The sequence below is a fragment of the Acidovorax sp. SUPP2539 genome (assembly GCF_030158975.1).
In the GTDB taxonomy this organism is placed as follows: domain Bacteria; phylum Pseudomonadota; class Gammaproteobacteria; order Burkholderiales; family Burkholderiaceae_C; genus Paracidovorax.
On sequence record NZ_BQXJ01000003.1, the window covers coordinates 561,394 to 582,945 of the forward strand.

The 21,552-nt window shown below is 69.7% G+C and carries 18 protein-coding genes; 7 read left to right on the forward strand and 11 right to left on the reverse strand.

Annotated features, from left to right (window positions below):
* Positions 1-112: 112 nt before the first annotated feature.
* The 6 genes from AVTE2539_RS13890 (at position 113) to AVTE2539_RS13915 (ending at position 6,095) form a co-directional block, all read left to right on the forward strand.
* Positions 113-886 (forward strand): ABC transporter ATP-binding protein, encoded by a 774-nt coding sequence (locus AVTE2539_RS13890; RefSeq protein WP_272551665.1) that lies wholly within the window; start codon positions 113-115, stop codon positions 884-886.
* Positions 883-1,593 carry an ABC transporter ATP-binding protein gene (locus tag AVTE2539_RS13895; RefSeq protein WP_284411393.1) on the forward strand — a complete coding sequence of 237 codons (711 nt, stop codon included), beginning with the start codon at positions 883-885 and terminating at the stop codon, positions 1,591-1,593. The genes AVTE2539_RS13890 and AVTE2539_RS13895 overlap by 4 nt, the downstream gene beginning before the upstream one ends.
* Positions 1,594-1,677: 84 nt before the next feature.
* A complete protein-coding gene (locus tag AVTE2539_RS13900; RefSeq protein ID WP_272568000.1) occupies positions 1,678-2,877 on the forward strand; it encodes an ABC transporter substrate-binding protein in 1,200 nt (399 codons plus the stop codon).
* Between the two features lie 50 nt (positions 2,878-2,927).
* Complete coding sequence (locus tag AVTE2539_RS13905) at positions 2,928-4,127, forward strand: ABC transporter substrate-binding protein (RefSeq protein ID WP_284395524.1); 1,200 nt, start codon at positions 2,928-2,930, stop codon at positions 4,125-4,127.
* Between the two features lie 60 nt (positions 4,128-4,187).
* Positions 4,188-5,072 (forward strand): branched-chain amino acid ABC transporter permease, encoded by an 885-nt coding sequence (locus AVTE2539_RS13910; RefSeq protein ID WP_272568004.1) that lies wholly within the window; start codon positions 4,188-4,190, stop codon positions 5,070-5,072.
* 15 nt (positions 5,073-5,087) lie between these two features.
* Positions 5,088-6,095, forward strand: coding sequence for a branched-chain amino acid ABC transporter permease (locus tag AVTE2539_RS13915; RefSeq protein WP_284411396.1), 1,008 nt, complete (start codon positions 5,088-5,090; stop codon positions 6,093-6,095).
* Between the two features lie 53 nt (positions 6,096-6,148).
* Here AVTE2539_RS13915 and AVTE2539_RS13920 read toward each other — a convergent pair whose 3' ends face one another.
* From AVTE2539_RS13920 to AVTE2539_RS13960, 9 genes are all read right to left on the reverse strand, one after another.
* Positions 6,149-7,276: a lipocalin-like domain-containing protein gene (locus AVTE2539_RS13920; protein ID WP_284411400.1), complete on the reverse strand. Its 1,128-nt coding sequence runs from the start codon at positions 7,274-7,276 to the stop codon at positions 6,149-6,151.
* Positions 7,277-7,514: 238 nt separating this feature from the next.
* On the reverse strand, positions 7,515-8,567 hold the full coding sequence (locus AVTE2539_RS13925; RefSeq protein WP_284411402.1) for a tetratricopeptide repeat-containing glycosyltransferase: 1,053 nt from the start codon (positions 8,565-8,567) through the stop codon (positions 7,515-7,517).
* Positions 8,568-8,667: 100 nt separating this feature from the next.
* Entirely contained in the window at positions 8,668-9,621 is a 954-nt protein-coding gene (locus tag AVTE2539_RS13930; RefSeq protein WP_284411404.1) for a collagen-like protein, read from the reverse strand.
* A gap of 69 nt (positions 9,622-9,690) precedes the next feature.
* Positions 9,691-10,398, reverse strand: a complete 708-nt coding sequence (locus AVTE2539_RS13935) for an IPTL-CTERM sorting domain-containing protein (protein WP_284411406.1) — start codon at positions 10,396-10,398, stop codon at positions 9,691-9,693.
* A 233-nt stretch (positions 10,399-10,631) separates the two neighbouring features.
* Positions 10,632-13,259 carry an ABC transporter permease gene (locus AVTE2539_RS13940; RefSeq protein WP_284411408.1) on the reverse strand — a complete coding sequence of 876 codons (2,628 nt, stop codon included), beginning with the start codon at positions 13,257-13,259 and terminating at the stop codon, positions 10,632-10,634.
* 21 nt (positions 13,260-13,280) lie between these two features.
* The gene (locus AVTE2539_RS13945; protein ID WP_284411410.1) at positions 13,281-14,006 is read right to left on the reverse strand and encodes an ABC transporter ATP-binding protein; all 726 of its coding nucleotides are present in this window, start codon (positions 14,004-14,006) and stop codon (positions 13,281-13,283) included.
* Positions 14,003-14,995: a tRNA (adenosine(37)-N6)-dimethylallyltransferase MiaA gene (gene miaA, locus AVTE2539_RS13950; protein WP_284411413.1), complete on the reverse strand. Its 993-nt coding sequence runs from the start codon at positions 14,993-14,995 to the stop codon at positions 14,003-14,005. The genes AVTE2539_RS13945 and miaA overlap by 4 nt, the downstream gene beginning before the upstream one ends.
* A complete protein-coding gene (locus AVTE2539_RS13955; protein WP_284411415.1) occupies positions 14,982-16,226 on the reverse strand; it encodes a multidrug effflux MFS transporter in 1,245 nt (414 codons plus the stop codon). The genes miaA and AVTE2539_RS13955 overlap by 14 nt, the downstream gene beginning before the upstream one ends.
* 73 nt (positions 16,227-16,299) lie before the next feature.
* Positions 16,300-17,133, reverse strand: coding sequence for an alpha/beta hydrolase (locus tag AVTE2539_RS13960; protein ID WP_284411417.1), 834 nt, complete (start codon positions 17,131-17,133; stop codon positions 16,300-16,302).
* A 445-nt stretch (positions 17,134-17,578) separates the two neighbouring features.
* On the opposite strand from AVTE2539_RS13960, the gene AVTE2539_RS13965 reads away from it, so the two are divergent.
* Positions 17,579-18,745, forward strand: coding sequence for a glycerophosphodiester phosphodiesterase (locus AVTE2539_RS13965; RefSeq protein ID WP_284411419.1), 1,167 nt, complete (start codon positions 17,579-17,581; stop codon positions 18,743-18,745).
* A gap of 60 nt (positions 18,746-18,805) precedes the next feature.
* Here AVTE2539_RS13965 and AVTE2539_RS13970 read toward each other — a convergent pair whose 3' ends face one another.
* Both AVTE2539_RS13970 and mutL read right to left on the reverse strand, forming a co-directional pair.
* The gene (locus AVTE2539_RS13970) at positions 18,806-19,495 is read right to left on the reverse strand and encodes a PA4824 family protein (protein WP_284411421.1); all 690 of its coding nucleotides are present in this window, start codon (positions 19,493-19,495) and stop codon (positions 18,806-18,808) included.
* A 34-nt stretch (positions 19,496-19,529) separates the two neighbouring features.
* A complete protein-coding gene (gene mutL / locus AVTE2539_RS13975; RefSeq protein WP_284411422.1) occupies positions 19,530-21,524 on the reverse strand; it encodes a DNA mismatch repair endonuclease MutL in 1,995 nt (664 codons plus the stop codon).
* Positions 21,525-21,552 lie beyond the last annotated feature (28 nt).

A 21,552-nucleotide genomic window follows, 5' to 3' on the forward strand; every position in this document is an offset into this window, starting at 1 on the left:
TGCGCAGCGGGCGCGCGCCTTAGGATGCGGTGCAACCTAACGCAGGCCAGGGTGCCTCGCTCCCCCGGGCGAAGCGCCCCGCCCAGCACCACCACGGAGCGGCCAAGGCGCAATGAGCGACGTCATTCTCGAAACCCACAGCCTGACCAAAGAGTTCAGAGGCTTCACCGCGGTCAGCGATGTCAATCTCGCGGTCCGCCGGGGCTCCATCCATGCGCTGATCGGCCCCAACGGCGCTGGCAAGACCACCTGCTTCAACCTGCTGACCAAGTTCCTGGAGCCGACCTCCGGCGTGATCCGCTTCAACGGCGAGGACATCACGCGCGAGCGGCCGGCGCTCATCGCGCGGCGCGGCGTGATCCGCTCGTTCCAGATCTCCGCCGTGTTCCCGCACCTCACGCTGCTGGAGAACGTGCGCATCGGCCTGCAGCGCAAGCTGGGCACGGCGTTCCACTTCTGGCGCAGCGAACGCAGCCTGCAGCAGCTCGACGGCCGCGCGATGGAGCTGCTGGCCGAAGTGGGCCTGCAGGACCTGGCCGACGAGACCACCGTGAACCTGCCCTACGGCCGCAAGCGCGCGCTGGAGATCGCCACCACGCTGGCCATGGAGCCCGAGCTGATGCTGCTGGACGAGCCCACGCAGGGCATGGGCCACGAGGACGTGGACCGCGTCACGCAGCTCATCAAGAAGGTCTCGGCCGGCCGCACCATCCTCATGGTGGAGCACAACATGAAGGTGATCTCCACGATCGCCGACCGCATCACCGTGCTGCAGCGCGGCGCCGTGCTGGCCGAGGGGCCGTACGAAGAGGTCTCGCGCAACCCGCAGGTGATGGAGGCCTACATGGGCACCACCGATGGCCAACTGCAAGGGGCCCACGCATGAGCGCGCCGGCCCTCGAGATCAGTGGCCTGCAGGCCTGGTACGGCGAGTCGCACGTGCTGCACGGCGTGGACATCACGGTGCAGCCCGGCGAGGTGGTGACCCTGCTGGGCCGCAACGGCGCGGGCCGCACGTCCACCATGCGCGCCGTGATGGGGCTGACGGGCGCCCGCAAGGGCTCCGTGCGCATCCATGGTCAGGAAACGATCCAGATGCCCACGCACCGCATCGCCCACCTGGGCGTGGGCTACTGCCCGGAAGAACGCGGCATCTTTTCCAGCCTGTCGTGCGAAGAGAACCTGCTGCTGCCCCCGGTGCTCAAGACCGGCACGCAGGGCATGTCGGTCGACGAGATCTACGCCATGTTCCCCAACCTGGCCGAGCGCCGCCACAGCCAAGGCACGCGCCTGTCGGGCGGCGAGCAGCAGATGCTGGCGGTGGCGCGCATCCTGCGCACCGGGGCCAAGCTGCTGCTGCTCGACGAAATCTCCGAAGGCCTGGCGCCGGTGATCGTGCAGGCTTTGGCCCGCATGATCACCACGCTGCGCCAGAAGGGCTACACCGTGGTGATGGTGGAGCAGAACTTCCACTTCGCCGCGCCGCTGGCCGACCGCTTCTACGTGATGGAGCACGGCCGCATCGTGGAGCAGTTCGGCGCCGCCGAGCTGAAGGCCAAGATGCCCGTGCTCAACGAACTGCTGGGCGTCTGACCCGGCGCGGGACGGCTTCGACCACCGCCTTCGTCCAGAGCGCCCCGATCCCCCTTTCCATCGAAGACCCAAGGAGACAACGACATGAAAAAGATGAACCTCAAGGCGCTCGCCGTGCTGCTGGGGGCCGCGGGCCTCGCGACGTTCTCCGCGCAGGCGCAGGACAAGGTGAAGATCGGCTTCATCACCGACATGTCCAGCCTGTACGCCGACGTGGAAGGCAAGAACGGCGCGGTGGCGATCCAGATGGCCATCGACGACTTCGGCGGCAAGGTGCTGGGCCAGCCTATCGAGCTGCTGAGCGCGGACCACCAGAACAAGGCCGACATCGCCGCATCGAAGGCGCGCGAGTGGATCGACACGCAGGGCCTGACCATGCTGTTCGGCGGCACCAACTCGGGCACGGGTCTGGCGATGGCGAAGGTGGCGCAGGAGAAGAAGCGCGTGTTCATCGTGAACGGCGCGGGCTCCTCGGCGCTCACCAACGAGCAGTGCAGCCCCTACACGGTGCACTACGCCTACGACACCGTGGCGCTGGCCAAGGGCACGGGCGGCGCGATCGTGGGGCAGGGCGGCAAGGACTGGTTCTTCCTCACGGCCGACTATGCGTTCGGCGCCGCGCTGGAGGCCGACACGGCCAAGGTGGTCAAGGAAAAGGGCGGCAAGGTGGTGGGCAGCGTGAAGCACCCGATCAACGCGTCGGACTTCTCGTCCTTCCTGCTGCAGGCGCAGAACTCCAAGGCGCAGATCCTGGGCCTGGCCAATGCCGGCGGCGACACCATCAACGCCATCAAAGCCGCGCGCGAGTTCGGCATCAACAAGACCATGAAGATGGCGGGCCTGCTGGTCTTCGTGACCGACATCCACAGCCTGGGCCTGAAGAACACCGAAGGCCTGCTGCTCACCACCAGCTGGGACTGGAACCTGGACGACAAGACCCGCGCCTTCGGCCGCAAGTTCTTCGCCAAGACCAAGCGCATGCCGACCGACATCCAGGCGGCCGACTACTCGGCCACCATGAACTACCTGAAGGCCGTGGAGGCCGCCAAGACGCTCGATGCCGACAAGGTGATGGAGAAGCTCAAGTCCACGCCCATCGACGACTTCTACGGCAAGGGCGTGATCCGCCCGGACGGCCGCTTCGCGCACGACATGTACCTGGTGCAGGTGAAGGCCCCGGCCGAATCCAAGGAGCCCTGGGACTACTACAAGGTCGTGAGCAAGCTGCCCGCCGACCAGGTGTGGACCACCAAGGCCGAGAGCAAATGCGCGCTGTGGAAATGAGCTGACGCGCACGATCGAAAAAAACACATCCGAGATCAGGAGACAAAGCCATGAAAAACAGACAACTCACCCGACTGGCCCTGGTGCTGGGCGCCCTGGGCCTGGCCGCATCGGCCGTGCAGGCCCAGGACAAGGTCAAGATCGGCTTCATCACCGACATGTCCAGCCTGTACGCCGACGTGGAAGGCAAGAACGGCGCGGTGGCGATCCAGATGGCCATCGACGACTTCGGTGGCAAGGTGCTGGGCATGCCCATCGAACTGATGAGCGCGGACCACCAGAACAAGGCCGACATCGCCGCATCGAAGGCGCGCGAATGGATCGACACGCAGGGCCTGACCCTGGTGTTCGGCGGCACCAATTCCGGCACGGCCCTGGCCATGGCCAAGGTGGCGCAGGAGAAAAAGCGCGTGTTCATTAACAACGGCGCGGCCACCTCGGCACTCACCAACGAGCAGTGCAGCCCCTACACGGTGCACTACGCCTACGACACCGTGGCGCTGGCCAAGGGCACGGGCGCCACCATCGTCGATGGCGGCGGCAAGAGCTGGTTCTTCCTCACGGCGGACTACGCGTTCGGCCACGCGCTGGAGGCCGATGCGAGCACGGTGGTCAAGGCCAAGGGCGGCACGGTGGTGGGCAGCGTCAAGCACCCGCTCAATGCGTCGGACTTCTCGTCCTTCCTGCTGCAGGCGCAGAATTCCAAGGCCCAGGTGCTGGGCCTGGCCAACGCGGGCGGCGACACCATCAACTCCATCAAGGCCGCCAAGGAGTTCGGCATCGGCAAGAGCATGAAGCTCGCCGGCCTGCTGATCTTCTTCAGCGACATCCACAGCCTGGGCCTCAAGACCACCGAAGGCCTGCAGTTCACGACGAGCTGGTATTGGGACCTGAACGACGACACGCGCAAGTTCGCCGACAAGTTCATGGAAAAGACCAAGCGCCGTCCGACCGAGATCCAGGCGGCCGACTACTCGGCCACCATGAACTATTTGAAGGCCGTCGAAGCCGCCAAGAGCACCGATGCCGACAAGGTGATGCAGGCCTGGCGCGGCATGAAGATGAACGACTTCTTCGGCTCCGGCACGCTGCGCCCCGATGGCCGCTACGTGCACGACATGTACCTGATGCAGGTGAAGTCTCCGGCCGAATCCAAGGGCGCATGGGACTACTACAAGCTCGTCAAGAAGCTGCCCGGCGAGGAAGTGTTCGCCACCCAGGCCGAGAGCAAGTGCGCCGCCTGGAAATGACGCACCGCCCGTTCCGCTGACCTTCTTTTTTCACCGCTTCACTGCCACTCGCGCCCTCCCATGCAAATCTTCGGTGTCTCACTGCCGGGCCTGTTGAGCCAGCTTCTGCTGGGGCTGGTCAACGGGTCGTTCTACGCCATCCTCAGCCTGGGGCTGGCGGTGATCTTCGGCCTGCTCAACGTGATCAACTTCGCGCATGGCGCGCTGTTCATGCTGGGCGCGATGCTCACCTGGATGGGCATGACCTACCTGGGCATCAACTACTGGGTGATGCTGCTGGCCGCGCCGGTGGTGGTGGGCATCCTGGGGGTGCTGATCGAGCGGCTGCTGCTGCGCTGGATCTACAAGCTCGACCACCTCTACGGCCTGCTGCTGACCCTCGGGCTCACGCTGCTGATCGAGGGGGTGTTCCGCTCCATCTACGGCGTCTCGGGGCTGGGGTACGACACGCCGGAACTGCTGGAAGGCGCGACCAACCTCGGCTTCATGATCCTGCCCAACTACCGCGCCTGGGTGGTGGTGGCATCGCTCGTGGTGTGCGTGGGCACCTGGTACGTGATCGAAAAGACCAAGCTCGGCGCCTACCTGCGCGCCGGCACCGAGAACCCGCGCCTGGTGGAGGCCTTCGGCGTGAACGTGCCGGTGATGATCACGCTCACCTACGCGTTCGGCGCGGCGCTCGCCGCCTTCGCCGGCGTGCTGGCCGCGCCGGTGTACCAGGTCACGCCGCTCATGGGGCAGAACCTCATCATCGTGGTGTTCGCCGTGGTGGTGATCGGCGGCATGGGCTCGATCATGGGCTCCATCCTCACCGGGCTGGGCCTGGGCGTGATCGAAGGGTTCACCAAGGTGTTCTATCCCGAGGCTTCTTCCACCGTGGTGTTCGTCATCATGGTGATCGTTCTCCTCATCCGCCCCGCCGGCCTGTTCGGCAAAGAGAGATAAGCAGGGGCCGCACGCATGAACTCCCAAAAACTCGCCCCCATCGGCTACGGCCTGCTGCTCGCCGCCCTGCTGGCGGCGCCCTTCCTGGGCGCCTACCCGGTCTTCGTGATGAAGCTCATGTGCTTCGCGCTTTTCGCCTCGGCGTTCAACCTGCTGCTGGGCTACACCGGGCTGCTGTCGTTCGGCCACGCGGCCTTTTTGGGCGGCGCGGCCTACGTGGCCGGCCACGCCATCAAGGTCTGGGGCCTCACCCCTGAGCTGGGCCTGCTGGCCGGCACCGCCGGCGGCGCACTGCTGGGGCTGCTGTTCGGCTGGCTGGCCATCCGGCGCCAGGGCATCTATTTCTCGATGATCACGCTGGCGCTGGCGCAGATGCTGTTCTTCGCCTGCCTGCAGGCGCCGTTCACAGGCGGGGAGGACGGCCTGCAGGGCGTGCCACGCGGCAAGCTCTTCGGGCTCATCGACCTGTCCAGCGACCTCACCATGTACTACGTGGCACTGGTGGTGGTGGTGCTGGCCTTCCTGCTGATCGTGCGCACCATCCACTCTCCGTTCGGCCAGGTGCTCAAGAGCATCAAGGAAAACGAGCCGCGCGCCATTTCGCTGGGCTACGACACGCACCGCTTCAAGCTGCTGGCCTTCGTGATCTCGGCCGCGCTCGCCGGGCTGGCGGGCTCGCTCAAGACCTTGGTGCTGGGCTTCGCCACGCTGTCCGACGTGCATTGGACGGCCTCGGGCCAGGTCATCCTGATGACGCTGGTGGGCGGCCTGGGCACGCTGTCGGGCCCACTGGTCGGGTCGGCCGTGGTCGTGCTGCTGGAAAACAAGATCGGCGAGTTCGGCCATCTGGTCGCATCCCTCACGGGCGTGGACTGGTTCAACACCCTGGGCGAGTCGGTCACCATGGTCACCGGCCTCATCTTCGTGGTGTGCGTGCTGGCCTTCCGCCGCGGGATCATGGGCGAGATCATCGCGCGCCTGCCGCGGCGCGCCGGGCGCAAGGCCTCAGCCAACGGGGCGTGAAGCGCGGGGTGCCCGGCTGACTCCTGGCCGGTGCGCATCGGCCCCTGTTGCGGCTAAAGCCGCAACGGCCGGGCGTAGCCGGTCATCTCCAGGTAGCCGCGCCCCACCGCGCGGCCGGCCCCGTCCCGCAGTTCGCTCAGGCCCTCCCAGTAGATGGCGCCCGTCGAGGCCTGGCTGTCCAGCTCCTGCGCGTCCAGCAGCGCATGCACTTCGAACGATCCGGCCGGCGTGTCCACGCGCCACTGCACCGGGTAGCGTGCCTGGCTGGCGGGACTGGTCCAGTGGCGTTGCGGGGTGAACGCGACGGCCTGCGGCCCGAACACCTGCGTGGTGCCCCCGGCCGCGCGCAGCGAGCCGCCGGCCCAGAGCGCCGAGCCGTCGCCGCGCCGCAAGCGAAACGCCGTGAGCGCGCTGCCGTCCTGCAGGTTCATGCCGATCCAGTCCCAGCCCACGGCATCGGGGTGCACCAGCGCATCGCTCCATTCGTGGTCCAGCCAGGCGCGGTTGTCCAGGCTGCCCGGTGCCGCGGCCTCCAACACCATGCGCCGGCCCGCGAGCTGCAGGTGCCCGGTCACGGCCATTTGGGGCTGGCTGTAATAGTAGCTGGCCTGGGTGGCGTCCGGCCCTTTGCGCGACAGGCCCTGTGCGCCCTGCAGCAGCACGGGCTGCGTGGTGTCGAACTGCAGGTCCAGCGCGAAGTCGGCCGCGCGAACCTGTGCCGCATAGCGGCTCCCCGCACCGCGGGGCGTGCGAGCCAGCGTCCAGTCGCCCAGGCGGATGTCGGTGTCGGCTTCGCTGGCTCCGGCGATGCCGAAGCCGGCGCGCGCGATGCGCTGGTCATGGTGCAGCGCGGCGCCGCCCAGGTCGGTCAGCGCGGCATGCGCGAACACCAGTTGTTTGGCGGCGAAGGCCGACTGCAGCGACTGGGCGGCCTCGACCCGCGAGCGAAAGAACGTCACCTGAAACCCCCACAGCCGCCCCGCCGCGCGCGCCTGGCCGGTGATGTACCACCACTCGGTGCGCAGTGCCGGATGGCTGCCGTGGTCCTGCGGGAACACCAGCGTGCGGTGCGCGAGGGCGTGGGCGGGCAGCCAGGGCGCGCCGCCGGCCAGGGCCGTGGCCGCCAACCAGGCGCGGCGCGTCCAGCCGGCGGGCGGGGCGGGGGGCGCTGGCGGTTTCATGGGGTGCATGGCGGGTGGCCTTACGCGCTGAGGGTGCGGCGGGCGGTAAGGCGGACGACGAAAGCAGGCAGGCGCATCCAGCCATTGTCACCGCGCGAAAAAAAGCGGTTGGCGCAGACCGATCGGTGCCTGCACGTGGCCAGCCCCATGGCGCGGTAGCTGGGGCCGGCAGACCGTCCGGTGGTGGGTGGCCGGCGGGGAGCGCCGCAGCGCCTGCGACCGTTCCCGCAGCGGGCCATCACAGCCCGTAGAACGTGCGATTGGCTTGCATGCGCGCGGTCTCCGATGCCGGAAAGCGCTGGTCGCGCAGCAGTTGGCGCAAGGCGTCCCGGCCCTGGTCCTGCGCGCCGGGGGCGTAGAAGGAACTGACGGCCAGTTCGTCCAGCGCGCGCCAGGCGTACACCGCGCCGTCCACGAACAGGATGTCCGCCGGCCTCGGGATGCGCGCGGCCTGCTGGGCATACAGGTGCGCCAGCGCGAACTCCGACCGCAGGCGGTGGTAGCGCGCCAGTTCGCACAGCGGTTCGGCGCGCTGGGGCCGCTGCGCGTAGGCGGCGAGGTAGGCGTCGCGCACCGCGCTGTCGGGCATCTGCAGGCGCTCGGTCAGCACCGCCACCTGGAACAGCGCGTACCAGGATTCCTCTTTCCAGCCGCCCATGCCGGCGCGGCGGCGATACCACTCCAGGCTGTCCTGCAGGCGGCCCGCATCGCGGTAGCTTTGCGCCAGATAGAACACATTGCGGGTGTTGTCCGGGTGATCGCGCAGGTCCTGCTCCAGCACCGCGATGTCGCGCAGGTAGGTGTCGGGATCGCGCCCGCGCGCGCCGTCATGGGCCACCTCGATGACCGGGCCTGCCAGCGTCTGCCAGGGCCCGTGCGCGGGCGCGGCCAGGTACTCGTGCAGCACGCCTTCCCAGCGCCAGTCCACGCGCGTGGCCACCATGCTGTTGCGCTGGTATTCCCAGCCGTTCATGTCGCACAGGAAGAGGTAGCCGTCCGCGTCGAGCGCAGGCCACCGGTACTGCGCCGGCATGCGCAGCTGCTCATCGGCGTCGATGAACAGCAGGTAGTCGGCATGCGGGCGGGCCAGTTCCAGGGCCTCGTTGCGGTTATGCGCGAAGTTCTTCCAAGGGCGCTCGTGCAGGGTTCCGGGAAGGTCGTGCAGGAAGCGGCGAACGATGTCCTGCGTGCCGTCCGTGGAGCCCGTGTCCACGATGACCCAATGGTCGATGAACGGCCGCACCGAAGCGAGGCACCGGGTGATCACCGGTGCCTCGTTCTTCACGATCATATTCAGGCAGATGCGGGGGCGGATCACTGCGGGTGCCGTGGCACCCGCAGGCACGGAAAGCCGAAGGCGTTCATATCCCGGGATGCCTCACGGAGGGGCGTTACTGGCAATACGCTTCAGCCACCACGTTGGCGACTTCGGTGCAGTTGAACTTGCAGGACCACTGCGTTGCGGACGAGCGATAGGACGAGGCGATGACGTTGCGGAAGTCGGTCGAATTGCACCCGCCGGACACGACGTTGCCCGCGCTGCAGGTCGCCGTCCGGGTGTCCTCGCCAGTACCGCCGTTGCAATTGGTGGCAGTAGACTGGGATGTGGTCAACGAGCCTACGCTGCCCGTGGCCCCCGTTGCGCCAGTGGCGCCCGTCACGCCGGTCGCTCCTGTGGCACCGGTCACACCCGTGGCACCGGTCACGCCCTGGATGCCTTGAACTCCCTGATTGCCTTGAGCGCCTTGAGGCCCCGTCGGCCCAGTCGCGCCGGTGGTTCCTGTCGGGCCGGTCACGCCCGTCGCGCCCGTGACGCCGGTCACGCCCTGAATCCCTTGGGGGCCGGTGGCGCCGGTCGTGCCCGTGGCCCCGGTCACCCCTGTTGCGCCAGTGGCGCCCGTCACGCCGGTCGCCCCGGTGACGCCCGTGGCACCGGTCACCCCTGTTGCGCCCGTGGCACCTGTGACACCCGCCCCGGTGGCGCCCGTCACCCCGGTGGCTCCCACCGGGCCCGTCGCGCCGGTGGGGCCAGTGGCCCCCGTGGCTCCAGTAGCGCCCGTCGCACCGGTGCCCACGCCAGGGGCGCATTGCGTCAGCTGGCCCGTGGCGGCGTTGTAGCAAGTCAGGCTGGCGTTGGTCGGCGAGGCGGACAGGCCGGGCACATAGACCTCACCCGTGCCTTGCACGCGCAGGCGTTCCTGGCCGCCCTGGCCCTTGACCACGAATCCTCCGCCGGCAGGGGGCGTGACGGTGATGTCCGCGGCCAGCACACCGGCGGCATGCAGGGCCAGGACGGAACTCAGTGCGGGAACGACCCAGTAGCGGTGCAGGCGATTCTTGGACATGGGGAAACCCTCTCTTGTCTAGCAGTGTGTTGAATGTTTTTCTAGCGTTGGATCGGCTGGCGATGCCCGTCAGCTGATCCGGCGGGAAGGGGCTGCGATGTCGCGCCGCTTCCAGAACATGGCCATGCCGATCAGCAGCGAAAGCAGCATCAGGCCGTACTCGCTGAGGGTGGGAATGGCGGCCAGGTTGGGCAATGCACCCAGTTGAACGGTGCCGGTCACCGTGGCGAAGTTGCGCACCACGGTGGCGTTGGGGCCCAGGTTGACCACGGCCGTCGTGCCGTTGGACGATACGAGTTGCACGTTCTGCCCAGGAGCGCCCTGCACGGTGAGCGTGCCCAGCACGGTGATGTTGGTGCCGGCGGGCAGCACGAAGGTGCGGCCGGTGGTGCTGGACAGTGTCAGGTTCTGGAACACGAAGTTGCCGCTGATCTGGCTGGTGTTGCCGGGATCGCAGCCGTCGCGCAGCACCACGGTGTTGTTGCCGGTATTGATGTTGCCGCCGGAGATGAGGTTGCCGCCCACCGAGATCACGCCATTGCTGCCCGTGACGTTGGAGCCCGAGCTGAAGGTGGCGTCGGTGTCCACGGTCACCGTGCCGCCATTGAGGTTCAGCGTGCCTTGCATGTCGAGCGCGGAGCAGCCCAGATCCGTCTGGCCTCCCGCGGGAACGTCGAGCGACGAGCCGGGTGGAAAGACCCATTGCGCGGCAGCGGGGCTGCACAGGACCAAAGCGGTCGCCAACCCAACCAGGAGCCGCCCGAATGCTTGTTTCATACCGAATTCCTTGATTTAACCGGACAGGCTCGACGACCGGGTCACTCCTGCCCGGTCAGCCATGTCCGTGAGAGTCCGCATTGCGGTTTTCTAATTGACTATCGACACCGAATCATCGCTAAATAAATACTGTCTTGCAAACAAAATTTAACGCCTGTGACGATGGTGCATCACTCGGGAAAACGCCCATGGCGAAGGCAGATCACGCTTTCGTTGATGCAGGTCAGTCCCGCCTACCAGTCTTCCTTCACGGCCAGCACCGCCTGCCGTCCCCCCGCCGCGCGCCCCGCCAGCCAGGCGGTCACGGTGCCCGTGGCCAGCACAGCGGCGCAAAGGGCCAGCAACCGCAGCCAGGGCACCCGCAGGTCCATGGTCCAGTGAAAGCTCTGGGGGTTGACGACGTGCACCAGCACCACCGACACGGCCAAGCCCAGCACGGTGCCCGCGACGGCGCCGATGGCGGTCCACGCGGCGCCTTCCCCGGCCACCACGGCCAGCACCTGCCGCCGCGTCAGGCCCAGGTGCGCGAGCAGCCCGAATTCCTTGCGCCGCGCCAGCACCTGGGCGCTGAAGCTGGCGGCCACGCCGAACAGGCCGATGCCGATCGCCACTGCCTGCAGCCAGTAGGTGACGGCAAAGCTGCGGTCGAAGATGCGCAGCGAGCGCTCGCGGATGCCCGCCGCCGAGGCGAATTCCAGAGCCCCCCCCGCCGGGATCGCCGTGCCGCCCGCTGCCGCTGCGTCCGATGGGGCACTGGCCAGCCGCTCGATCGACTGGCGCAGCGCCGCCTCGTCCGCACCCGGTCGCGGCCACAGCGCCAGGTCGTTCGTGCGCGTGTCGCCGGTCAGGCGCACGAAGTCCGCACGGTCCAGCGTCACCGCGCCGAACTGGCGCACATAGTCGCGCCAGACGCCTGCTATGAAAAACGGAGCAACCTGCCGGGAGCTTTCTTGCGCCAGCGGCCGAAAAGACTGCGAAAGCGCCGGCCAGTCCATGCCGGGCTGCACGCCGTACAGGTCGAGCACCGCCTCGCTCACGTACACGCCGATGCGCCCCGGCGGCACGGGCAGCGGCGTGCCCACCAGCGGCAGCGCCTGGGCCGGGTCGCCGTCCAGCGGGCGGGCCAGCAGTGCGATGGCGGGGCGGGCGGGGTCCAGCAAGAGGCTGCTGGTGCGCAGGGCCTGCACGCGCGCCACGCCCGGCAGCCGGGCCACCGCGGTGTCGAACCCGAGGGGAAAGGCCGCGGCATCGTCCGTCCCGGCGTTGGTCCCCGCCGTGCTGGCCAGGCGCAGGTAGAGCGGCGCGGGCAGCACCGCATCCAGCCACTGGCCGACCGATCCGCGAAAGCTGCTCACCATCACCGTGAGCGCCACGGCCAGGCTCAGGCTGGCCACCACGCCGCCCACCGCCACGGCGGCGGTGCCACGCGTGCGGCGCGCGCGCTCCAGCGCCAGCAAGGGCAGCAGGTGCCGCCCGGCCAGGGGGGCCAGCCCGCGCAGCAGCCCGCCCACGATCCACGGCAGCAGGGCAATGCCGCCCACCAGCAAAAGGCCCACCGAGGCATAGGCGGCCAGCGGAATGCCGAAGACGGGCGGCGCGCCGGCCAACAGTGCGCCGGCCGCCATCAGCAGCAACGCCAGCCCACCGCGCTGCGGTCCGCCCAGTGATGCGCCCAGGCCCTTGAGTGTCTGCGCGGGCGGCAACTGCTGGGCCGCGCGGGCCGGCCACCAGCCGCCCACGAGCGCTGCGGCCAGGCCCAGCAGGCCATACAGCAGCGCGGCCGGCGCGCTCCATTGCAGGGCCGGCTGCACGCCGGCGAAATAGCCGCCGCCCAGATCGCCGCCGAGCCAGCGCAGCGCCAGGGCCGCCAGCGCGGTGCCCAGCGCGATGCCTGCGGCACTGCCTGCCGCGCCCAATGCCGCCGACTCGGCCAGCACCAGGGACAGCCGCTGGCGGGGCGTGGCGCCCAGCACGGCCAGCAGGGCGAACTGCGGCGCGCGCTGCGCCACGCTCAGGGCCAGCACCGAGAACACGAGGAAGGCCCCGGTGAACAGCGCCACCAGCGCCAGCACGGTCAGGTTGACGCGGTAGGCGCGCGACAGGTTGCTGGTGCGCGCGGTGGCATCCCCGGGCTGCAGCACGGCCACGCCGGCCGATGCGCCGGGCAGGGCCTGCAGCGCCTGGCGGAAGGCGTCGGCACTGGCGCCGGGGCGCAGCTGCACGTCGATGCGGCTCAGTTGCCCGCCGCGCTGGAACAGGTCCTGCGCCGCGCCGATGTCCATCACGGCCAGCGGCGCGCCGCCCGCGGCCACCGTGCCCGCCACGCGAACCGTGTGCACCTGCAGGCCCGTGCGCAGCTGCAGTGCCGGCACCACGGCATCGCCGCGCAGCCCGAGTGCCTGCAGGGCCGCGCCGTTCAGAAACACCGTGGCCGGCGCCAGCAGCGCCAACCGGTCGGCGCCTTCGAAGGCCTGGGGCACCAGGGCGGGGGCCATCGTCGGCAGCAGCAACGCGTCGGCGCCCAGCACGCGCAAGGCCACCGCCGCGGCCCCCGCCGTTCCGGGCACGCTGGCCTGGGCGGAGGTTTCCAGCACCGGCCCGGCGCGTGCCACCAGCGGGTGCGTGGCGACCAGGCCATACAGCGCGTCGGGCAGGTTGCCCTGCGTGGCGCGCAGTTCCAGATCGGGCTGGCCGTTGATGCTGCGCACGGCCTGCGCGAACTCGGACAGGGCCGATGCATTGATCACATGGACCGCGAAGGCCAACGCCACGCCCAGCATGACGGCGGCCACGGCGGCTGCGGCGCGCCAGGGGTGGTGGCGCAGTTCCTGCCAGGAGAAGGTGCGCAGCAGGCGGAGCATGGGAGTGGAGGCCGGTGCCGGTCAGGTCGCGGGCGGCATAACCGGACCGGGTTGGCCAGCGGAAGGTGCCATGCCGCTGGCGGTGAGGCGCAGCCGCCGGTCCGCCCGGGCCGCGGCGGCGTCCGAATGGGTGACCAGGACCAGCGCGGCGCCGTGTTCGCGCGTCTGCGCCAGCAGCAGGTCCATCACGCGGGCGGCCGTGGCGGGGTCGAGGTTGCCCGTGGGCTCGTCGGCCAGCAGCAGGGCGGGGCGGTGCACGAGCGCGCGGGCGATGGCCACGCGCTGCAGTTGCCCACCGCTCAGTTGCTGGGGCAGGCGATCGCCCAGGCCCTCCAGGCCCACGGCGGCCAGCATGTGCGCCACCCGTGCCGGATCGGTACGGCCCAGCAGCATGAGCGGCAGCGCCACGTTCTGCGCCACGTCCAGGTGCGGCAGCACGTGGAAGGCCTGGAACACGAAGCCCACGTGCGCGCGCCGCCAAAGGGCACGCTGCGTGTCGTCCAGCGTGGACAGGTCGGTGCTGCCGTGCACGATGCGGCCCGTGTCCCAGGTATCAAGGCCCGCGAGGCAGTTGAGCAGCGTGGACTTGCCCACGCCCGATTCGCCCACGATGGCCACGAACTCGCCCGGGTGCACGGCCAGGTCCACCTGCGCGAACACGTCGGCCTCGCCGTAGCGTTTTCCCAGTTGTTCGACGCGCAGCACGGCGTTCGCTGAGCCGGCGGTACTGGACGGTGCGGCGCTCATGCTACGGCCTCGTCGGCCAGCCGCCGGTGCACGGCCTGCACCAGCCGTTCGGTGGCGCCGGGGGCATCGCAGGGGATGGCGTGGCGTGCCGGCATGCTGCGCAGCCAGGTCACCTGGCGCTTGGCCAGTTGGCGGGTGGCGGCCATGCCGCGTTCGCGCAGGCCTGCCACATCGAGTGTGCCGGTGGCCGCCTCGGCATCCAGCACCTCCCAGGCCTGGCGGTAGCCCACGCAGCGCATGGAGGGCAGGTCGGGGTGCAGGTCGCCGCGCGCCCGAAGCCGGCGCACTTCATCGACGAAGCCCGCGTCCAGCATGGCGTCGAAGCGTTGGGCGATGCGCCCGTGCAGCCAGGCGCGGTCTTCGGGTTCCAGAGAGAAAAGGGCATCCACCGCCGCATTGGCGCCGTCTTCTGCTCCTTTTTTAATCGTATGAAAGCTCGACAGCGGCTGCCCTGCGATGCGCCACACCTCCAGCGCGCGCTGGATGCGCTGGCTGTCCGCCGGTGCCAGGCGCGCGGCCGTGATCGGGTCCACGCGGGCCAGTTCGGCGTGCATGCCGGGCCAGCCGATGGCGGCGGCCTGGGCCTCCAGTTCGGCGCGCACGGCGGGGTCGGCAGGCGGCATGTCGTCGATGCCGTCCAGCAGGGCCTTGAAGTACAGCATGGTGCCGCCCACCAGCAGCGGCAGCGCGCCGCGCGCGCGGATCTGCGCGATGAGGCGGGTCGCGTCGGCCACGAACTCGGCCGCGCTGTACGCGTGCAACGGGTCGCGGATGTCGATCAGGTGGTGCGGCACCGCGGCCAGCTCGGCGGGCGTCGGCTTGGCCGTGCCGATGTCCATGCCGCGGTACACCAGCGCCGAATCGACGCTCACGATCTCCACCGGGCAATGCGGCGCCAGCGATGCGGCCAGCGCCAGGGCGCCCGCCGTCTTGCCCGAGGCGGTGGGGCCGGCCAGCGCGATGCAGGGCAGCGTTTCAGGCAGGCGCATGGGGCTCTCCGTGTCGTTGCACCAGCGTCCAGGCGGTCAGGGCCAGCGCGGCCGAGCAGGCCCACACGCCGTGCACCAGCGGCCACACGGTGCCGTCCAGCCGCGCGCCGACCCATCGGCCTACGGCAAAGGCGACCAGCATCATCATGAAGCCGTTCAGGGCCGAGGCCACGCCGGCCGCCTGCGGAAACGGGCCCACCGCACCGCTTTGCCCGCAGGGCTGGTGGATGCCATGCGCCACCATGAACACGCACATCGGCAGCAGCAGTGCCAGCGGCGCATGCCAGCCGGCGATGGCCGCCGCGGCCATCAGCGTGCCGCCGAGCAGGCTGACGGCGCCGGCCACCGCCACGGTGCGCCGCACGCCCAGGCGCGCGAGCAATTGCCGGCAGAGCACCGTGCCCACCAGGTACGCCAGCGCAGTCGACAGCAGCACGGCGCCGTATTGCGGTCGCGACAGTCCCAGGGCCTCGATGAAGACGAACGACGATGCCGCCAGGAACGTGAACAGCCCGCCGTAGCTGGCCGTGGTCAGCAGCGAATAGGCCCAGAACGTGCGGTGCCGCAGCACCGTGGCCCAGGTGCGTGCCAGCGTGGCCGGCCGCAGGGCGTGTGGGTTGCGCCGCGCCAGCGTCTCGGGCAGGCCCAGGGCGACCACGGCCAGCGTGGCCACACCGTAGGCGGTGAGGGCCGAGAGCGCCGCGCGCCAGCCCAGCCACTCCGTCAGCAGCCCGCCCACCGGCGCGCACAAGCTGGCCGCGATGCCCAGCCCGGTGAGGGCCCGTGACATCGCCCGCGCGCCCAGCGCCGGCGTGTAGAGGTCGCGCACGATGGCGCGGGCGCACATCACCACCGCGCCCATGGCCGCGCCCTGTGCCACGCGCCAGCCGATCAGCCATTGCATCGACGGGGCGAGCACGCTGGCGACCGATGCCAGGGTGTAGATGGAAAGACCCGCCAGCAGCACCGGCCGGCGGCCGAAGCGGTCCGACAGCGGCCCCCATACGAGTTGCGAGCACCCGAAGGCCAGCAGCAGCGCGCTGAGCGTGAGCTGGGCGGACGCCACGGGTGCGTCCAGGCTGCGCGTGAGGGAGGGCAGCGCAGGCAGGTAGAGATCGGTGGTGACGGGCTGCAGGCTCAGCAGCAGCGCGAGCACGGTGATGGCCAGACCCGGCGCGACGGCGACGGCCGGCGGCTCCTGGCTCGCCGCGGCGAAGGGGGGAACGGACATGCGGGCGAGCCTACCAGATGGGCACCGCCCAACCGGGTGCGCAGGCGGCCTTCGCCTGCGCACGCCGGCCGGGTCAGTACACCTGGAACAGGTCCGCCAGCGCGGCGCGGTACTGCGGCTCGCCCACCGTGTTCGTGCTGTGGTGCGTGCCGCCTTCCACCAGCACGAAGCGTTTGGGTTCCTGCGCGGCGTCGTACAGCTTGCGGCCGAGGGTGGGCGGAATCAGGCTGTCGTCGCTGCCGTGCACCACCAGCAGGGGCGAGCCGATGTGGGCCACCTTGCGCGCCGACTCGAAGCGCTGCGTGATGAGGCCCGACACCGGTAGCCAACCCCATTTGAACGTGGCCACGACCTCGGGGATGTTGGTGAAGGTGCCTTCCACGATGGTCCCCTTCTCGTCGTTCACCATCGCCGCCAGGTCGATGGCGATGGCGCCGCCGAGCGAGTGGCCGAAGATGTAGCGCGGCTGGTCAGGCGCGCGCTGCGCGAGCCAGTCCCACGCGGCGCGGGCGTCCTCCAGGGCCGTGGTCTCCGACGGCAGGGCCGCGCTGCTGCGCCCGAAGCCGCGGTAGTCGACCGCCAGCACCGAGAACCCCATGCTCTGCATGCGCCGCATGCGGCCCGCCGATCCCGACACGTTCCAGCGCGCGCCGTGCAGGTACAGCAGCACGGGCGCATCGGCTTTGGCGGCCGGCAGCCACAGGCCGTGCAGCTTCTCGGCCTTGCCGGTGGCTTGCGAGTTGAATGCGATCCAGACGTCTTCCATGTCGTCGGTGGACTGGGCGCCGCCCCAGGCGCGGTCGCTGGGCTGGAAGATCCACTCGCGCTGCTTGGCGTCGAGGGTGGCGCAACCTGCCGTGACGGCCATGGCGAGGGCGATGCATGAAAGGAGGGGCCAGCGTTTCATGGGTAGGACTGAGTGCCGCGGTGTCGGGAAAGTTCTATGGCAGTGTTTCAGCGGGTATGCCGGCGTTTTGATTGCCTTGGTTGCTCACTTTTCAATAGCAAATCGGGAAATCCCCGGCTTTTCCGGCTTTTGCAAGAAACGCGCCCGTCGATGCGCTTTGTTACATCCGGATTGTGCTGGAGAGATGGCCTGATTTCGGCACCGCTGCCCAGGGCAGGAGCCCGGAAAAGCGCCGATTGACGCTGCAGCGCAGCATCGATAGGCCGTGACGGCTGGACGGGGTGGCCCGTAGGATGCGCACTCCGGGGGCAAGGTGGGGCAACAACGCACAACAACGGTGCGTTCGGCGCCGAGATACCGCTGCGGCGACAAAGTTCCCCGAGTCACCGTCCTGTCATGTGGCGCCTCCACAGTGGCGCACTTCAACGATCAATGAGGTAGAGCAATGCACCTGTCTGGTTTCAAAGGGGCCGCGCTGGCCCTGGCCGCCGCTGCCGCCCTGGCCGCCTGTGGCGGCAACGACGATGATTGCCCCACGCTGAACGGCGCCAAGCCCTTGGTGATCGGCCACCGCGGTGCCGCCGGCTACCTGCCGGACCACACGCTGGAAGGCTACAAGAAGGGCATCGAGCTGGGCGCGGACTTCATCGAACCGGACCTCGTGGCCACCAAGGACGGTGTGCTGATCGCACGGCACGAACCCAACATCACCGGCACCACCGACGTGTCGCAGCGCCCGGAGTTCGCCAGCCGCAAGACCAAGAAGATGGTCGATGGCGTGCAGGAAGAAGGCTGGTTCGCCTCCGACTTCACCCTGGCCGAGATCAAGACCCTGCGCGCCATCCAGCCCCTGGCCGAGCGCGACCAGTCGTTCAACGGCAAGTACCAGATCCCGACGCTGGTCGAAGTGCTGGACCTCGCCCGGTCCGAAGGCACGCGCGTGGGCCGCACCGTGGGCGTGTACATCGAAACCAAGCACCCCACCTACCACGCCAACCTGAACCTCAAGCTCGAGGACCGACTGCTCACCACACTCTCGCAGTACGGCTACACCACCGCGGCGTCCCCCGTCATCCTGCAGTCGTTCGAAGTGTCCAACCTCAAGTACCTGCGCACCAAGACCCAGGTGCGCCTGGTGCAACTGGTGGACGCCAACGACATCAAGGCCGACGGCAGCATGGACCTGACCGCGCCCTACGACAAACCCTACGACTTCGCCGTGGCCGGCGACCAGCGCACCTTCGCCAGCCTGCTGACCCCTGCGGGCTTGAAGGAGGTCAAGACCTATGCGGACGGCATCGGCCCATGGAAGCCGTACCTGATCCCCTCGAAGCTGGTGGATGACAACAAGGACGGCCAGCCCGACGACCTGAACGGCGACGGCAAGATCGACGAGCGCGACCGCGTGATGATGCCCGCGACCTCCGTCGTGTCCGACGCGCACGCGGCCGGCCTCTTCGTGCACCCGTACACCTTCCGCAGCGAGGCGCGCCGCCTGGCTTCCGACTTCAAGGGCGACCCGAAGGCCGAATACCGCATGTTCTACCGCCTGGGCGTGGACGGCGTGTTCGCGGACTTCCCCGACCACGCCAAGGCGGCGCGGGACGACTGATCCGTCGGTCGACGGCCTGCCGGCAGCAGCGTCGCCGGCGGGCCATCGTTTCGGGGTGCGTCAGAAGCTGTGCTTGACGCCGATGCTCAGCAGGGTCCTGCCTTGCCGGCGCCCGACGACCCCATCCAGTTGCCAGCCCGGCGTCCATTCCCACAGTGCGCCGGTCTGGAACGTGGGCGGACCGCCGCGCTGGCCGAACGCCTCGATGTGCGCCGTGACCGCGCCCCAGGTGGATTCGACGGCGGCGCCCCAGGTGGGCAGCCAGCGGTGATCGGGCGTGTGCAGCGTGCCGGCATTGGCGTGCACGGCCCCCCAGCTGGCGATGCAGGTGCCCAGCAGGTTGAGGGCCCGCGTGCTGCGCGGCTCCCGGTGGGTGTGCCACAGGCCCACGCTGCTGGCCGCATGGCAGCCTTGCTCGGGCGGCGGCGTCCACTGCCATTTGGCCACCACGCTTTGCACCGTGGCGCGGCCGTCCAGATCGCGCGCCAGCAGGGCGCCCAGCTCCAGGCCCGGCAGCGCCGCCGGGGCATAGGCCGGCGCTGCATAGAAGGCGCCGCGGTCGCGGTGCACGCCTTCCCACCACACCTCTACATGCCCTTCGCCAGGGGCATTCACCCCCGCGTCGTCGACCGTGAGGGGCCGCCCCGCGTGGGCCGGCAGCGTGAGGGCGGCGATGGTCGCCAGGGCTGCCACGCCATAGCCCTGGCACGCGGAGCGAAGGTGATAGGGGTGGTGGCGGCGCAGTGGCATGGGTGGAATCCGTATGGCCTGCGGCGCCGGGGGGTCAGCGTCCGCGCAGGAAGAGGGCGTCCAGCTCGCGCATGGACAGTTGCCGCCAGGTGGGGCGGCCGTGATTGCACTGGTCGGACCGGTCGGTGACTTCCATCTGGCGCAGCAGGGCGTTCATTTCGTCGAGGGTGAGCCGGCGGTTGGCGCGCACCGCGCCGTGGCAGGCCATCGTACCCAGAATTTCATTGCGGGCGCGCTGCACCACGGTGCTGGCGTCGTGTGCTGACAACTCCGCGAGCACGCTGCGTGCCAGTTCCACCGCATTGCCCTGGGCCAGCGAGGTGGGTACGGCGCGCACGGCCAGCGTCTTCGGGGAGAAGGGGGCGATCTCCAGCCCCAGCATCGACAGCGTGTCGGCCTGGGCCTCGGCCGTGGCCACTTCCTGCGGCGTGGCGGCGAAGGTCGCGGGGATCAGCAGCGGCTGGCTGGCGATGCGCTCGCTGCCGTCCACCTGCGCCTTGAGCCGCTCGTACACGATGCGTTCGTGCGCGGCATGCATGTCCACGATGACCAGGCCGTGGGCGTTCTCCGCGAGGATGTAGACGCCCTGGATCTGCGCCACCGCCCGGCCCAGGGGCCAGGCCGGCGCGTCGTCGTCCGCCGCGGGCGGCGCAGGCGTCACGTCGGCGGCTGAAGAGGGGGTGGTCTGCGGGGAGGGGGGCGGAGTCCAGGCAACGGTGCCGGCCGCCGCGGCGCCGGCTGCGCCGGCATGGCCCCATTCGGCGCGCGGCTCCTGCACACCGGCCGGGAAGGCGCTGTCTTGTGCGCCGGCGCCGGGCCCCTTCGGCGATCCCCACAGCGCCTGCAGGTCGGTCACCCGGTGGCCGACCACAGGCTCATCGAACCGGATCGCCGCCTGCGCCTTCCAGCTGGGCGCGATCCCGGGAGCGGGGGCCGGGGCGGCCGCCCCTGGCGCCGTCTCGGTGGCGCCGCTCGCGGCGAGTGCCTGGGCACGGGGCACGGCCAGGGCGTTCTCCACCGCATGGCGCACGGCCTGGTGGACCTCGCGGCTGTCTCGAAAGCGCACCTCGATCTTGGTGGGATGCACGTTCACATCCACCCGCAGCGGGTCGATGGCCACGTACAGCGCATACACGGGCTGCTTCTGCCCGTGCAGCACGTCCTCGTAGGCGGCGCGCGCGGCGTGCGTGAGCACCTTGTCACGCACGAAGCGGCCGTTCACGTAGCAGAACTGCTGGTCGGCGCGCGAGCGGGCCGCATCCGGCAGGCCGGCGCGGCCGGTCACCGTGATGGCGCCGTGGCGGTGGCGCACGGCGACCGATTCTGCGAGGAAGTCGTCTCCCAGCACGTCGGCCAGCCGCCGGTCGAGCGCCTGCTGCAGCGCGCCATCGGACTCGTCGCCAGCGGCCAGGGTGGCGCGCCACTGTTCGACCAGCTTGCCTTCGTGCCAGATGGCGAAGCCCACATCGGGCCGGGCGAGCGCATGGCGGCGCACGGCCTCGATGCAGTGGGCCAGCTCGGTTGCGTCGGTCTTGAGGAATTTGCGCCGCGCCGGCGTGGCGAAGAACAGTTCCTTCACTTCCACCGTCGTGCCCTGGCTGCGCGCGGCGGGCCGCAGCTCGCCGCTGCGCGCATCCAGCAGGAAAGCGCTGGCCTGCTCCGCGGTGCGCGACAGCAGGGCCATTTCCGACACCGAAGCGATGGCGGCGAGCGCCTCGCCACGAAAGCCCATGGTGGCCACGGATTCGAGGTCGTGCAGGTTGGTGATCTTGCTGGTGGCGTGGCGCCGCAGGGCGATCGGCAGTTCTTCCTGGGGGATGCCGCTGCCGTCGTCTTCCACCGAGATCAGCCGCACGCCGCCGGCCAGCAGGCGCACGGCGATCTGGGTGGCGCCGGAGTCGAGCGCGTTGTCCACCAGCTCGCGCACGGCCGAGGCGGGCCGTTCGACCACCTCGCCGGCCGCGATCTGGCTGATGAGTTCGTCGGGCAGGTCGCGGATCGGTCGGCGCAGGGTGGGCTCTGTGGTCATTGCCCGGCATTCTAGGCAGTGCGGTTAG

Coding starts and splice junctions, on each gene's coding strand:
- AVTE2539_RS13905 (WP_284395524.1), top strand. CDS start 2,928: ATGAAAAACAGACAACTCACCCGACTGGCCCTGGTGCTGGGCGCCCTG.
- AVTE2539_RS13965 (WP_284411419.1), top strand. CDS start 17,579: ATGCACCTGTCTGGTTTCAAAGGGGCCGCGCTGGCCCTGGCCGCCGCT.
- AVTE2539_RS13925 (WP_284411402.1), bottom strand. CDS start 8,567: ATGATCGTGAAGAACGAGGCACCGGTGATCACCCGGTGCCTCGCTTCG.
- AVTE2539_RS13895 (WP_284411393.1), top strand. CDS start 883: ATGAGCGCGCCGGCCCTCGAGATCAGTGGCCTGCAGGCCTGGTACGGC.
- AVTE2539_RS13945 (WP_284411410.1), bottom strand. CDS start 14,006: ATGAGCGCCGCACCGTCCAGTACCGCCGGCTCAGCGAACGCCGTGCTG.
- AVTE2539_RS13910 (WP_272568004.1), top strand. CDS start 4,188: ATGCAAATCTTCGGTGTCTCACTGCCGGGCCTGTTGAGCCAGCTTCTG.
- miaA (WP_284411413.1), bottom strand. CDS start 14,995: ATGCGCCTGCCTGAAACGCTGCCCTGCATCGCGCTGGCCGGCCCCACC.
- AVTE2539_RS13960 (WP_284411417.1), bottom strand. CDS start 17,133: ATGAAACGCTGGCCCCTCCTTTCATGCATCGCCCTCGCCATGGCCGTC.
- AVTE2539_RS13890 (WP_272551665.1), top strand. CDS start 113: ATGAGCGACGTCATTCTCGAAACCCACAGCCTGACCAAAGAGTTCAGA.
- AVTE2539_RS13915 (WP_284411396.1), top strand. CDS start 5,088: ATGAACTCCCAAAAACTCGCCCCCATCGGCTACGGCCTGCTGCTCGCC.
- AVTE2539_RS13970 (WP_284411421.1), bottom strand. CDS start 19,495: ATGCCACTGCGCCGCCACCACCCCTATCACCTTCGCTCCGCGTGCCAG.
- AVTE2539_RS13935 (WP_284411406.1), bottom strand. CDS start 10,398: ATGAAACAAGCATTCGGGCGGCTCCTGGTTGGGTTGGCGACCGCTTTG.
- AVTE2539_RS13900 (WP_272568000.1), top strand. CDS start 1,678: ATGAAAAAGATGAACCTCAAGGCGCTCGCCGTGCTGCTGGGGGCCGCG.
- AVTE2539_RS13940 (WP_284411408.1), bottom strand. CDS start 13,259: ATGCTCCGCCTGCTGCGCACCTTCTCCTGGCAGGAACTGCGCCACCAC.
- AVTE2539_RS13955 (WP_284411415.1), bottom strand. CDS start 16,226: ATGTCCGTTCCCCCCTTCGCCGCGGCGAGCCAGGAGCCGCCGGCCGTC.
- AVTE2539_RS13930 (WP_284411404.1), bottom strand. CDS start 9,621: ATGTCCAAGAATCGCCTGCACCGCTACTGGGTCGTTCCCGCACTGAGT.
- AVTE2539_RS13920 (WP_284411400.1), bottom strand. CDS start 7,276: ATGAAACCGCCAGCGCCCCCCGCCCCGCCCGCCGGCTGGACGCGCCGC.
- mutL (WP_284411422.1), bottom strand. CDS start 21,524: ATGACCACAGAGCCCACCCTGCGCCGACCGATCCGCGACCTGCCCGAC.